General features: G+C 69.7%; 16 protein-coding genes. 4 read left to right on the forward strand and 12 right to left on the reverse strand.

Annotated elements, in window-relative coordinates; genetic code table 11:
* The first annotated feature begins 1 nt into the window (after position 1).
* Positions 2 to 574 (forward strand): NAD(P)H-dependent oxidoreductase, encoded by a 573-nt coding sequence (locus VJT49_RS00600; RefSeq protein ID WP_324161994.1) that lies wholly within the window; start codon positions 2 to 4, stop codon positions 572 to 574.
* A gap of 222 nt (positions 575 to 796) precedes the next feature.
* On the opposite strand, the gene VJT49_RS00605 is transcribed toward VJT49_RS00600, so the two are convergent.
* Together VJT49_RS00605 and VJT49_RS00610 are read right to left on the reverse strand one after the other, a co-directional pair.
* The gene (locus VJT49_RS00605; RefSeq protein WP_324161996.1) at positions 797 to 2,152 is read right to left on the reverse strand and encodes an FAD-binding oxidoreductase; all 1,356 of its coding nucleotides are present in this window, start codon (positions 2,150 to 2,152) and stop codon (positions 797 to 799) included.
* Positions 2,153 to 2,225: 73 nt separating this feature from the next.
* The gene (locus VJT49_RS00610; protein ID WP_324161998.1) at positions 2,226 to 2,648 is read right to left on the reverse strand and encodes an Hsp20/alpha crystallin family protein; all 423 of its coding nucleotides are present in this window, start codon (positions 2,646 to 2,648) and stop codon (positions 2,226 to 2,228) included.
* 109 nt (positions 2,649 to 2,757) lie between these two features.
* On the opposite strand from VJT49_RS00610, the gene VJT49_RS00615 reads away from it, so the two are divergent.
* Positions 2,758 to 3,387 (forward strand): hypothetical protein, encoded by a 630-nt coding sequence (locus tag VJT49_RS00615; RefSeq protein WP_324162000.1) that lies wholly within the window; start codon positions 2,758 to 2,760, stop codon positions 3,385 to 3,387.
* Here VJT49_RS00615 and VJT49_RS00620 read toward each other — a convergent pair.
* From VJT49_RS00620 to VJT49_RS00650, 7 genes are all read right to left on the reverse strand, one after another.
* A complete protein-coding gene (locus VJT49_RS00620; RefSeq protein ID WP_324162002.1) occupies positions 3,354 to 3,755 on the reverse strand; it encodes a type II toxin-antitoxin system VapC family toxin in 402 nt (133 codons plus the stop codon). The two genes, VJT49_RS00615 and VJT49_RS00620, sit on opposite strands and share 34 nt — an antisense overlap.
* Positions 3,752 to 4,027 (reverse strand): FitA-like ribbon-helix-helix domain-containing protein, encoded by a 276-nt coding sequence (locus tag VJT49_RS00625; RefSeq protein ID WP_324162004.1) that lies wholly within the window; start codon positions 4,025 to 4,027, stop codon positions 3,752 to 3,754. The genes VJT49_RS00620 and VJT49_RS00625 overlap by 4 nt, the downstream gene beginning before the upstream one ends.
* A 32-nt stretch (positions 4,028 to 4,059) precedes the next feature.
* Positions 4,060 to 4,524 (reverse strand): MarR family winged helix-turn-helix transcriptional regulator, encoded by a 465-nt coding sequence (locus VJT49_RS00630; protein ID WP_324162006.1) that lies wholly within the window; start codon positions 4,522 to 4,524, stop codon positions 4,060 to 4,062.
* A gap of 13 nt (positions 4,525 to 4,537) precedes the next feature.
* Complete coding sequence (locus VJT49_RS00635; RefSeq protein WP_324162008.1) at positions 4,538 to 5,449, reverse strand: DivIVA domain-containing protein; 912 nt, start codon at positions 5,447 to 5,449, stop codon at positions 4,538 to 4,540.
* Positions 5,450 to 5,598: 149 nt separating this feature from the next.
* On the reverse strand, positions 5,599 to 5,889 hold the full coding sequence (locus VJT49_RS00640) for a hypothetical protein (RefSeq protein ID WP_324162010.1): 291 nt from the start codon (positions 5,887 to 5,889) through the stop codon (positions 5,599 to 5,601).
* Positions 5,871 to 6,155: a hypothetical protein gene (locus VJT49_RS00645; protein ID WP_324162012.1), complete on the reverse strand. Its 285-nt coding sequence runs from the start codon at positions 6,153 to 6,155 to the stop codon at positions 5,871 to 5,873. Before VJT49_RS00645 ends, VJT49_RS00640 begins: the two co-directional genes overlap by 19 nt.
* A gap of 514 nt (positions 6,156 to 6,669) precedes the next feature.
* Positions 6,670 to 7,089, reverse strand: a complete 420-nt coding sequence (locus VJT49_RS00650; RefSeq protein WP_324162014.1) for a helix-turn-helix domain-containing protein — start codon at positions 7,087 to 7,089, stop codon at positions 6,670 to 6,672.
* A gap of 66 nt (positions 7,090 to 7,155) precedes the next feature.
* Between VJT49_RS00650 and VJT49_RS00655 the strand changes: the two genes are divergently transcribed.
* Both VJT49_RS00655 and VJT49_RS00660 read left to right on the forward strand, forming a co-directional pair.
* Complete coding sequence (locus VJT49_RS00655; RefSeq protein WP_324162016.1) at positions 7,156 to 8,034, forward strand: SAM-dependent methyltransferase; 879 nt, start codon at positions 7,156 to 7,158, stop codon at positions 8,032 to 8,034.
* A 10-nt stretch (positions 8,035 to 8,044) separates the two neighbouring features.
* Positions 8,045 to 9,544, forward strand: coding sequence for a serine/threonine-protein kinase (locus VJT49_RS00660; protein WP_324162017.1), 1,500 nt, complete (start codon positions 8,045 to 8,047; stop codon positions 9,542 to 9,544).
* A 60-nt stretch (positions 9,545 to 9,604) separates the two neighbouring features.
* Here the strand turns inward: VJT49_RS00660 and VJT49_RS00665 are convergent, their stop codons facing one another.
* The 3 genes from VJT49_RS00665 to VJT49_RS00675 form a co-directional block, all read right to left on the reverse strand.
* Positions 9,605 to 10,771 carry a THUMP-like domain-containing protein gene (locus VJT49_RS00665; protein ID WP_324162042.1) on the reverse strand — a complete coding sequence of 389 codons (1,167 nt, stop codon included), beginning with the start codon at positions 10,769 to 10,771 and terminating at the stop codon, positions 9,605 to 9,607.
* Positions 10,768 to 11,721 carry a class I SAM-dependent methyltransferase gene (locus VJT49_RS00670; protein WP_324162019.1) on the reverse strand — a complete coding sequence of 318 codons (954 nt, stop codon included), beginning with the start codon at positions 11,719 to 11,721 and terminating at the stop codon, positions 10,768 to 10,770. Before VJT49_RS00670 ends, VJT49_RS00665 begins: the two co-directional genes overlap by 4 nt.
* The coding region (locus VJT49_RS00675; protein ID WP_324162021.1) for an enoyl-CoA hydratase/isomerase family protein at positions 11,711 to 12,214 on the reverse strand (504 nt) is incomplete at its 5' end. The genes VJT49_RS00675 and VJT49_RS00670, both read right to left, overlap by 11 nt.

A 12,214-nucleotide genomic window follows, 5' to 3' on the forward strand; every position in this document is an offset into this window, starting at 1 on the left:
CATGAACGATGAGAATCTGAACCTCGCGGTGATCGTGGGCAGCACGCGGGAAGGCCGGTTCGGGCCCGTGGTGGCGAACTGGCTCGCCGGGCAGGCCCGGCAGCACGACGGCATGGACGTCGACGTGATCGACCTGGCCGAAGCCCGGCTGCCCGGCGAGCTGAGCAAGGCGCCCACACCGGAGGTCACGGCGGTGACCGAGCGGCTCGAGGCCGCCGACGCCTTCGTCGTGGTGACGCCCGAATACAACCACAGTTTCCCAGCGTCACTGAAGACCGTGATCGACTGGCATTACACCGAGTGGCAGGCCAAGCCGGTGGGGTTCGTGTCCTACGGCGGGCTCGCGGGAGGCCTGCGCGCCGTGGAACACCTGCGCGTCGTCTTCGCCGAACTGCACGCCGTCACGATCCGCGACACGGTCAGCTTCCACGGTGTGTGGGGCCAGTTCAACGACAGCGGCCGGCTGCTGAACCCGGATGGCCCCAACGCCGCCGCGAAGACCATGCTCGACCAGCTCGCCTGGTGGGGCTTCACCCTCCGCGAGGCCCGCGCCACCCACCCCTACCGCACCTGACCCCAACGCGAGTCCCACACTCACCGCGCCCGAGTCCCGACGCTTCCGGTGGCTACCCCTACTTCATCCAGGCCTCTGCCAAGGCCGCCTGGGACGCCGCGACCGCCGACCCCATCACGCCACAGTCAGCGCGCGAGTCCCGCTCGCCCTACGCGCAAGCCGAACTCGGGCGCGGTGACCATGGAACTCGGGCGACGCGAGTGTGGGGCACGGCCGCGCTGGTCACTCTTTCTCCTGGCTGACGACCTTGCCTGGGTTGAGGATGCCGCGCGGGTCGAACGCCTGCTTGACCGCCCGGTGCACGGACAGCCCCACCTCGCCCAGCTCGGTCTCCAGCCAGGCGCGTTTGAGCGTGCCCACGCCGTGCTCGCCGGTGATCGTCCCGCCGAGCCGCAAGCCGAGCGCCATGATCGCGTCGAAAGCCGCCTGCCCGCGCCGCACGGAGTCAGGATCGCCACCGTCGAAGATCACGTTGGGATGCATGTTCCCGTCACCGGCGTGCCCGCAACACGGCACCGGCACGCCGTGCTCGGCGGCGATCGCGGCCATCCCCTCGACGAGCTCGGCCAGCCGCGACCTGGGCACGCACACGTCGTCGACCAGGCGGTCGCCGAGCCGCTCCATCGCGACGCCAACCAGCCGCCGCGCTTCGATCAGCAGGTCGGCCTCGGCTTCGTCCGTGGCGACGAGCACCTCGGTCGCGCCGCAGCCGCGCGCCGCCTCCGCAAACGCTTGCAGGTCGCCGGGCGCGGCCGGCCCCCGGTCGGACTGCGCGATCAGCACGGCCTCGGCGTCTCCGGGGAAACCCAGGTCGCGGTAGGCCGAAACGGCGTCGATGGTCGCCTTGTCCATGAACTCCAGCACCGACGGCCGGCCGGTGCCGAGGTACTCGGTGACCGCGCGGCACGCGGCCCCGGACGTACCGAAGAACGCGATCGCGGTAAGCGGTTTCTCCGCGGCCGGCCGCAGCGCCACCGTCACCTCGGTGATCACGCCGAGCGTGCCCTCGGAACCGGTGAACAGCCGCACGAGGTCGTAGCCCGCGACCCCCTTGGCGGTGCGTCGACCGGCGCGCAGTACCCGCCCGTCGGCCAGCACGACTTCGAGGCCACGGACGAAGTCGCTGGTGACGCCGTACTTCACGCAGCACAGCCCGCCCGCGTTGGTGGCCACGTTCCCACCGATGGTGGAGGACTCCCAGGACCCGGGGTCGGGCGGATAGAACAGGTTCTTGTCCGCCACCGCCTTCGACAGCACCGAGTTGATCACGCCGGGCTGGACGGTGGCGGTGTGGTCGACTTCGTCGATGTCGAGAATCCGGTCCATCCCGACCAGGGACAGCAGGATCGCACCGTCCACCGCGTTCGCCCCGCCGGACAGGCCGGTGCGGGCGCCCTGCGGCACCACCGGGATCCGGTGCTCGTGGGCGAACCGCAACACCCGCGCCACCTCGGCGGTGTTCCGCGGCCGGGCCAGCGCGACCGGTCTTCCGGCGTCGCAGAATCCCGCCTGATCGAACCGATAGGCCTCCAGGACGTCCGGATCCCGCGTGACGAACTCTTCTTCGAGCAGTTTCACGCCTTCACCGTAGCGACCGGAGAACGAGTGGCGCCCGGGCGCGAGCATCCGGGCGCCACCCCGGAGCAGGGCCTCAGGCCTTGATCGCCTTACGGGACTCGGCCGCGTCGATCGTGATCTTGCGCGGCTTGGCCTGCTCGGCGACCGGGATGCGGACGGTGAGCACGCCGTTGTCGTAGTTCGCCTTGATGTGGCCGGTGTCGAGCGTGTCGCCGAGGAACAGCTGGCGGGAGAACACGCCCAGTGGACGCTCGGAGACCTGCATCTCGACGTTGTCGGCGACGATCGGGCGGCGCTCCGCCTTCACGGTCAGCACGTTGCGCTGGACGTCGAGCTCGATCGCGTCAGGCGAAACCCCGGGAAGGTCGAAGGCCACCACGAACTCATCGCCGATGCGATAGGCGTCCATCGGCATCGAGGTGGGTCGCGACCAGGTGCCGAAAGCCTGCTGGGCCAGCCGGTCGAACTCGCGGAACGGGTCAGTGCGCATCAACATCGTGAACACCTCCTGGTTTCGACTCGCTTCATGCCGACGCGCTATGCCTTCCTTTATAGCCTGTCGTCCTTCCATTGACAAGTCCGAATGTCGTCGGCAAGATGACGCTATGGTGGAAGCGGCGAAGGATCTGCGCGAGGAACTCGAACTGGTCCACGCGGTGCTCTCCGAAGCGACGAGCGGGGATTTCGACCCGCGCCGCATCCTCGCCGCGCTCATCGTGCTGCGCGACCTGCGCGCCGAACTCACCGCGTGGGAGCCCAGCCTGATCGCGGTGGCCCGGCGGCTCGGGGTCAGCTGGGCCGAACTGGCCCCGGCGCTCGGCGTCACCAGCAGGCAGGCCGCCGAACGCCGCTACCTGCGGCTCCGGGATGCCGCGTCCAGCGACGTCACCGCGGACGAACGCGTGCGAGCCACCCGGGACCAGCGGGCCGGCGACCGAGCCGTGAAGGTGTGGGCACGCGAGAACTCGGGCTCACTGCGCCGGCTGGCGGGCCAGGTCAGCGCCATTCCCAACCTACCGAGAGCCGGACAGGTGAGGCGCGCACTCGGTGAAGACGACGCCGCCGCGCTACTGCCACCGCTGGCCGCGGTCCGCGCGCACCTGGAAGAGGCTCACCCCGAACTGGCCGGCGAGATCGGCGCGCTCACGGAACAGACCGACCGGCTGCGCCGCGAAACCGACGAACGCCGTCGTGAGTCACGTCAAGCGGCTCCGACGAGTTCGACCCGGCAGTAAGCCATAGCCGCACGAGCAAGCCGCGCATCGGACGTCACCAAGGTGATGCCGCGAACCTCGGCGAGGGCGACATAAGCGGCACCGTAACCACTGATGTTTCTCCGGAGCCGCCACATCCGGGCAAGCAGGTCGTCAAGCGAAACCTGGTCGACCCCGAGCCGTGGCAGCCGGTCGACCGCCTGAAACGCTTGCTCTTCCTTGATCTTGTGCCCAAGCGTCAGGCCGCGAATCACCGAGAAGACTTCCGCCTTCCAGTGCTCGGGCGCGGCCCACTCCGGATCACGGCCCAGCACCACACGCGCCCGGCGGCCTCGCTCGTCGGCGTAAAGGAGCATATTGGCGAGCACTGAGGCATCGACAACAATCACGCCACGCCACCCCGAGGGTGGCCTCCACCGTCTCGCTCGTTTCTCGCCTGACGGAGCACCTCCGCCGCATCCGGCGCATCGGCTTCCGCACCGCCCCCACGCGCCAGATCGCGCTCAACCTCGGCCAGTAGTTGCCTGTTACGGCTGAAGTTCGCCTGCCGCTCAAGCACGGCGAGGAGAAATGCCTGTAACGACTGGCCGTTCTTCTTCGCCTCGGCGGTTAGTGCGTCCTTGACGTGGTCGGGAACATCCCGGATGGTGAGCACCGCCATGACTGCATCTTGCAGTCATGGCGACTGCGAAGTCAAGGCGCTTCTGGCTCGTAGGCGTTCATCGCCGGGACGTTTTCGTACATCCGGCGCAGGTAGTCGAGCAGGCGCGTCCGCTCCTCGACGGTGAACCCGGTGAGCAGGATCTCCTCACGCCTGAGTGCGACCTCCAGCATCCGGTCGTGCAACTCGTGCCCGGCCTCGGTCAGATAAAGCGCCCGCCTGCCGCCACTCGTGTCGACGACGACCAGTTCCCGAGTGCCCAACAGCCGCAGGCTACGGCTGATCACCGACTTGTTCAGCCCCAGCAGCGCACCGAGCCGGGCGGCTGTGCTGCCGGGGGCGTTGACGATCGCGGACAGCACCCGCCACTCGTTGATCCCCACGTTGAACCGCCGCAGGAACAGCCGGGAGCCGCCCCAGGACAGCGCGTTGGAGATCAAGCTCAGGTAGGCGGGAACGTAATCCTCCCGCCGGACACTGCGCTCGCGGTGTGTCACGGGGCGGGACGGGCTAGCCTGCCACCGTCTTTTCGGCGGTGGGTGACGCGCCGTTTCCGGATCGATGTTCACCGGGGTCGGCGGCCTTCGCGGATTCGAACTCGTTTCGCGGTTCGGGGACACCGAAGGGTTCCTCGAGCATCGGGGTCGCCTCGGCGAGCAGCCTGTGCGTGGTGCTGAGCTGCTCGGCCATGCGTTGCCGGAGGTCACGAAGCACATCGACCTTGCCCTGCGCGTCCTCGATCATCGACCGTGACCGTTCGGTGGCCTCCGCGACCAGCTGTTCGGCCTGCTCCTTCGCCTTCTTCTCCTGTTCGGCGATGGCCTGCAGGGCGTTGGCCCGGCGGACGGCCATCGCTTCGGCGAAGTCGTTCTCCACCTGCTGGCGGCGGCGCGTGGCCTGTTCCTCGAGCTTGCGGCGGTTCTCCCCGGCCTGCTTCGTCAGCGCTTCGACATCGGCGCGGGTGCGGGCCATCAGCTGCTCGTGTTCGGCGGCCATCTCCCGGCGCCGGGTGTCCAGCTCGGTGACCAGGCGCTCATGCCGTTCGCGCAGCCGTTGGCTCGCCTTCTCGGCCGCCGTCCAGCTGCGCTCCGCCGAGGCCCGGGCACGCTCGGTGATTTCCGCGGCCTCGTCCTCGGCGAGTTCGACCATGCGGAGCAGCCGCTCGCTCAGCCCGTCCGGCTCGATGGGGGTGCGGGCGACCCGGTCGACCTTCTCGCGCAGCCGGTCGTTCTGGGTGCGCAACTCCTCGAGTTGCCTTGCGAGATCCTCCGCGTTGGCAGCGGCGGCGTCCCGGTCGGCGATCAGCAGGCGCATGTCGGCCTCGACACTGGCCACGTACTCGTGGACCTGGCGCGTGTCATACCCACGCCACGCCCGGTCGAAGTCGGTCGGGAGCGGGACGAGGTCCTCACGAGAATCCACCGCCACCATCCTTCAAGCACCTCCCGTATTCGTCGGCACCTCCGCGCCCCACGGCGGGCCGCCACCGTAACCGGCGCATGGTGCCTCTCCAAGAGACAGTCCTTTATGGACTTTCAGCCGAAAGCCCGGTCACGGCAAGCATCCTCTTCTCACCGCTCGCCGTCTACCAGCATCGCGTCGTTCGCGTAATTTCTCAGTGTGACGCTGTTGGTCTTGTCCTGCATTCCTGCTGTCAGCATGCCTCGCCACGGCCCGGCCAACATCACCCTGGTGAGACCATTTCCCAGGCGGATCCCCAGGCCGGTCTTCGGCAGGAATGCTTTCACACCACCCGGCATCGGCTTCTGGTTCCCCCCAACATGGTCGCCCAGTGACCTCTGGTAACTCCCGAAAGCCGTGATGTGATCACCTCCGACGGCGGTCAGCTCGCCGGCCAGCACGTGGGCCCCGATGACGGCCTGCTCGTGCCCATGCCCATGCGGCCGCCGAAGGCCGGGTCCCCGAGCAGCACGGCCCGGCCCGGTGACCACCCCGGCACGCGAACGATGCTTTTCCGGTCGAAACAAAAATCGGACGGCGCCCACGTGGCTTCGAGCAGCCGCGGCACCTCCCAGCGCTCGCCGGCGAAGGCATCCGGGACGAACTTTTTCTGCCATTCGATGTCGTGACGGTCATAGTCGAGGATCGGCCCGGCGAAAAGGAACATCCCCGGCCGTCACCGCCGCGGACCGGACAGCGTCCCGCGCGCTCGCGGCCAGGCATGACGCGCATGTGCTGCCAGCCGTCGAGGTCCGGCGCGCCCGGCACGGCGAAGACGACCTTGTAGTGGCCCTGATCGCGGACGAACCCGGACTCGGGACCGAACGCCAGCCGCCGCACCCGCGAATGCACGCCGTCCGCGCCCACCAGATCGAAGCGGCGGGACCTGCCGCTTCGGAACGGACCTCGACCCCTTCGGTGCCTTCCGCCAGCTTCGCCATCGAGTCCACGACGTCCTCCCGCGTCGTACGGCATTCGCGCCAGATCGCCACGCAGGATCTCGATTTCCGCGAAGATCCCGCCCCGACAACTCCTGAGCCCACTTCCACAGCGGGGCGACCGGCCTCGTGCACCCCGGCCGTGCCCACCACGCCGGGGTGCCGGGCGCGGATCTCGTCCATCAGGCCCATCCGCTCGACCACATCGCGGGCCCAGCCCCGCAGGTCGACCGCCTGCCCGAGCTATTCGAGCAGCAGCTTCGCGAGTTCGGCCAGCAGTGCCTCGACCCGTTCGGCCCGTTCGTCGCCGACCGCCTCCGCGATCGCGGCATCGATCCGGCGGGCCGAGCGCCGTTTGATCACCCGCAGGATCCGTTCGGGCACGTGGACCCGCACGCGCCGTCCGTCGTCCGGATCCGGGGCCGTCTCGACGGAACCCCGCTCCCGCAGCCGCGCCACGGACGTCGAGACGTGGCTCTGCACGAACCCGGTGCGTGCCCGGATCTCCGTGAGCGAGGTACCCGGATGCTTGAGGACGTCCTCCAGGACGGCCAGTTCGCCGGGCGTCATCGGCGGATCGCCGGCCTGGCCGGTCGCCCCGCGGGAAAGCTCGATCAACCGCCTGCCCAGCCGGTGCAGTTCGCCGCCGTCCACATCCGTCATTTTACATCTTTGCAGATACATCTCTAGAGATGTACTTTGAGAGATCTCACTGGTGAGGAGGTTCCCATGCGAGACACGCGACTCGCGGGTGTCGGGAAGACCGCGCTCGGCGTGGCCGTTGTCCGGGCAGAGGAAAGCAAGCGGCCGGACCGGCTGTTCGAAGATCCTTTCGCGGCCAGATTCGTGGCCGCGATGCCGGAGGCGTTCACGGCTTCACGAGTGCAAATGACCTCGTTGACCCGGAACTTCGTGCAAAGCGCGATCATCCGCACCCGGTTCTTCGACGACTACCTCCGCGAATCCGCAGGGGGTCCGGGGGCTTGCCCCCAGGTGGGTGCCCCCAGAAGACCCCGAAGACCCCGAAGACCCAGAAGACACTGCCGCCAGGTCGTGCTCCTGGCCGCGGGTCTGGACGCCCGTGCGTTCCGGCTCGACTGGCCGCCGGGCACCCGGCTGTTCGAGCTCGACCTGCCGGAGGTGCTGGCCTTCAAGAATGACGTTCTGGCCCAGAGCACAGCGCGTTGCGAGCGCGTGACGGTGCCGGCCGATCTCCGCGGCGACTGGGCGGCGAAGCTCGCCGAGTCCGGGTTCGACCGCCGGGAGCCGACCGCATGGCTCGCCGAAGGATTGTTCATCTACCTGTCCGCGCTCGAGACGGCACGGCTGCTCACGACGGTCGGCGAGCTGTCGGCGCCGGGCAGCCAGATCTCCTTCGAGCACGTCACGGCCGCCGAAACCGCCACGGTCGCCGAAGCCAGGAAGACCCCGGGGATGACCCGGCACGCGGCGATGTGGAAGGGCGGTCTCGGACCGCGTACTCCGGAATGGTTGACCAGGCAGGGCTGGCATGTCGAACTGCACGACCGCACCCGGGTGGCCGAGTCCTACGGCCGGCCGGGTAAGGCTTCGGGCGGTCTCCTCATCGCGCGCCGGGCCGGCACGTAGCCTTGGGGGGGTGACCGGGGACAGACCAGCCGACGACAGAACCGAAGACCGCGAAGCACCGGACTCGCCTGTGCCATCTCCCGGCGAAGGTGTTCAGACCACGACCGACGACCGCGTGATCGCCGGCCGCTACCGGCTCGAGCGCAGAATCGGTGGCGGCGCGATGGGCGTCGTGTATCTCGCGCGCGACGAGGTGCTGGACAGAACCGTTGCGGTGAAAGAACTTCTGCTGCCGCCCAACCTGACCGAGGCGGAGGCCGAGCTCGCCCGGAAACGGTCGTTCCGCGAAGCGCGGCTGGCCGCCCGGCTGCAACATCGGCACGCCATCACCGTTTTCAACGTCGTCGAGGACGACGGCAAGCCGGTGCTGGTAATGGAGTACCTGCCCTCCCAAAGCCTCGCCGAAGTGCTGACCGCGCGCGGCTCGCTGTCGCCGGAGGAGACCGCACGCGTGGGCGCGGGCGCCGCCTCCGCGCTCGCCGCCGCACACGACGCGGGCATCGTGCACCGGGACGTCAAGCCGGGCAACATCCTGATCGGCGAAAACGGCACCGCGAAGATCACCGACTTCGGCATTTCCCGTGCCGCGGACGACGGCACCATCACCGGCAGCGGTAGCTTCGCCGGTACGCCCGCGTTCCTGTCTCCCGAGGCCGCAAGGGGTGAACCACCGAGCCAGGCTTCCGACGTCTTCTCCCTCGGCGCGACGCTCTACACCGCGGTCGAGGGCCGGTTTCCTTACGGGGACTCGGAAAACCAGATGGCCGTGCTGTACGCCGCGGCCGCGGGCCGGTACACCCCGCCGACGCAGACCGGTCCGCTCACCGACGTGCTGTCGCGCATGATGCGGCTCGATCCGGCCGAGCGCCCCACCATGGCCCAGGTCGCGCGCGAGCTGGCCAAGGTGGCCATGCCGCAGGACGAACCCGGCAACCGGCGACGGCTCGTGCTGGCCGGGCTCGCCGTGCTCGTCGTGGTCGCGGCCGGGGTGACCGCGCTGGTCGTGCTGCTGCCGGGGAAGGACGAGCGGACCGCGGCGCCCGGCCCGGCCACGGCACCGGCCGCCGCGCCCACCGCGCCCACCATGGCCGGCTCGGCCAGCTCCTCCACCCCTCAGCCCGCCGGCAGCTCCACGCTCGCACCGGCCACTCCGACCACGATCACGGTCACGGTCCCCCCACCGCCCCCCAACACGGCACCACCGGCCACGGCCTCGCTGGTCGACGCGGTCAGGGAGTACTACTCGATCGTGCCGGGAAACCTGGACCTCGGCTGGAGCAGGCTCAGCCCGGCGTTCCAGGCGAGGATAGGCAGGGACTACTACGTGCGGTTCTGGTCCGCGATCAGCGATCTCTCCATCGTCGCCGGGCCGACCCAGGCCGGGGACAACACGGTCGAGGTCACCATCGATTTCCTGGACAGCGGTGCGCGTCACCGGGAATCCCACACGCTCGGCATGATCGTCAGCAACGGCCAGGCACTGATCAACAGTGACTCCGCGGTGAGATAACGGCCGCTGACGTTTGTCACCGATGCCGCCGAGGAAGCAGCAGGACGGCAGCGCTGGTGGTCAAGCGGGCGGGATGCGTTGCGCCGTACAGAGGAACAGATGCGGCGAACGGCCTATCCGCGTGAGCACGACGGTGGCCTCGGCGGGTCCGCGCGGCTTCAGCCGGCGGCGCAAGGCGTCCGGGTCGACGTCGAGGCCACGGACCAGGATCTCCAGGCGGCCCACCTCGTGCCGCCGCAGCAGGGCACGCAGCGCCTTCTCCTGGAACGGGCCGTGCTCGAGCACGCGAAACGCCCGCACCCCCGGCGGCGGCCGGTCCCCGGTGAGGTAGGCGATCCGCTCGTCGAGCTGCCACAGGCCATGCCTCGCGCCGTACTGCCGGACCAGCCCCGCCCGCACCACCGCGCCATCGGGGTCGACGATCCATTCGCCCGGCGCGGCCGCTTCGATGTCGTCCGGCTCCTCGTCCGTGATGGTCCACCGTGTACCGTCCGAGCGCAGCACGGTCGCCCGGCGCGAGACGGTGGCGAGGTCACCGGCCCACAGGCAGGCCTCGCGCACCTGCCCGTCGAGGGAGACCAGTTCCACCTCGTTCGCCCAGGGCACCACGGCACGGTCGATGCCCGGCGAGCACTTGACCACGAGATCCCGGCCCGCGTACACCCTGGCCAACTCGTCCAGCGGGGGAACGAAATCCCGCGGGCGCCAAGTACGGCGGCCGGCGTCGTCGCGGCGGGCGGGATCCGCGACGACCACCGCGTCCCGGGTCACCGGGCGCAGCGCGTCCGCCCGGACCAGGGCGACCCCGGGACAGTTGTGCCTGGCCATGGCCAGCCGCACCGGATCGAGGTCCGAACCCACGCAGCACCGTGCGACCTTGGCCAGTTCGGCGAGGTCGGCGCCGATCGAGCAGGTCACGTCGTGCACGTCCCGGCCAGAGAGCCTGGCCGCCCGGTGCCGCGCCACCGGCGACGCGCTCGCCTGCTGGAGCGCGTCCCCGGTGCACAGCCAACCCGCCGCGGAGTCCAGTTTGGACACCGCACGGCGGCGCAGCAGCACGGTCTCCAGCACCACCGCCGACCGTTCACCCGCGAGCCGGCGGGCCGCGGCGACGTCGGCGATCCTGCTCGCCCCGGTCAGCGGCAGCGCGCCGCACCCGGCCAAGGCGCGTTCGCCGGCCGAAGAGGTCAGGAACGCGACGTCGTCGAGGGAGAACCGATAAGTCAGCGCTTCGACCCGGTGATCATGACGTTGTAGAACAGCTCCCGCGGCAGCACCTTGGCCAGCAGATTCTTGTCCAGGGCGGACAGCCGGAGCCACAGGTGGTAGGCGAACATCCGCCAGCGCACGGTCAGCTTCTCCGGCGGCACCGCGGCCTCGAACGTGCGGATCGGCCACCCGGCCAGCGCCGCCGCGAACTCCTCGGTGACCGCGCGGACTTCGGTCGCGCCCGCACCGGTCGCCATCCGCTCCAGCTCGGAGGGATCGAACGTGTGCAGGTCCACGACGGCTTCCAGGGCGGCCGCCCGCGAAGAGGAGTCCAGTTCCTCCTGCGTCCGGCGCCACGACGAGAGCACCGGCAGCCGGGTGACGTTCGTGGTCAGCCACCAGGTGAGCTGACCGAGCCGGCGCGCGTAGAAGTTGCCGATCTTCGTGGGTTCACCGGCGAACACGAACCGCCCGCCCGGCTTGAGCACCCTCAGCACCTCACGGAACGCCGAGGGCACGTCCGGGATGTGGTGCAGCACGGCGTGCCCGACCACCAGGTCGAAGCTGTCGTCGGGATACGGGATCCGCTCGGCGTCGGCCACCCGGCCCTCCACGTCGAGGCCGAGCTGCTCGGCGTTGCGCAGCGCGACCTGCACCATGCCCGGCGACAGGTCGGTGACGAACCCCTTCTTGATCACGCCGCCCTGCATCAGGTTGAGCAGGAAGAACCCGGTGCCGCTGCCCAGTTCCATCGCGGTCGGATAAGGCTGGTCCTGCTCACCGGCGACCGCGCTGAACACGTCGGTGGCATAGGAGATGCAGCGCTCGTCGTAGGAGATCGACCACTTCTCGTCGTAGGTGTCGGCCTCCCAGTCGTGGTAGAGCACGTTGGCCAGCTTGGGATCCGACCACGCCGCCTCGATCTCCTCGGCCGAGGCGTGCGGGTTCGGGGCGGGATCACTTGCCACTGAACGTCGCCTTCCCCGGCCCGTTCTCGATGAACGACCGCATGCCGGTCTTCTGGTCCTCGGTGGCGAACAGCGCCGCGAAGACCTGGCTCTCGATCTTCAGGCCGTCCGCGAGCGAGCTGTCCAGCCCGATGTCGATCGCCGCCTTGGCCGCCGCCAGCGCCCGGGCCGGCCCGTTCACGAACTGCCCGGCCCAGCGCCGCGCGGTCTCGTAGACGTCGTCCGGCGCGACCACCTCGTCCACGATCCCCAGCGACAGCGCCTCGTCCGCGGCCACGAACCGTCCCGTGTAGACGATTTCCTTCGCCTTGCTCGGCCCGACCAGCCGGGCCAGCCGCTGCGTGCCGCCGGCACCCGGGATGATGCCGAGCAGGATCTCCGGCTGCCCGACCCGCGCGTTGTCCCCGGCGACCCGCCGGTCACAGCACAGCGCCAACTCCAGCCCGCCGCCGAGCGCGTACCCGGTCAGCGCGGCGATGGTCGGCTTCGGGAT

The sequence above is a fragment of the Amycolatopsis sp. genome (genome assembly GCF_035276945.1).
In the GTDB taxonomy this organism is placed as follows: domain Bacteria; phylum Actinomycetota; class Actinomycetes; order Mycobacteriales; family Pseudonocardiaceae; genus Amycolatopsis_E.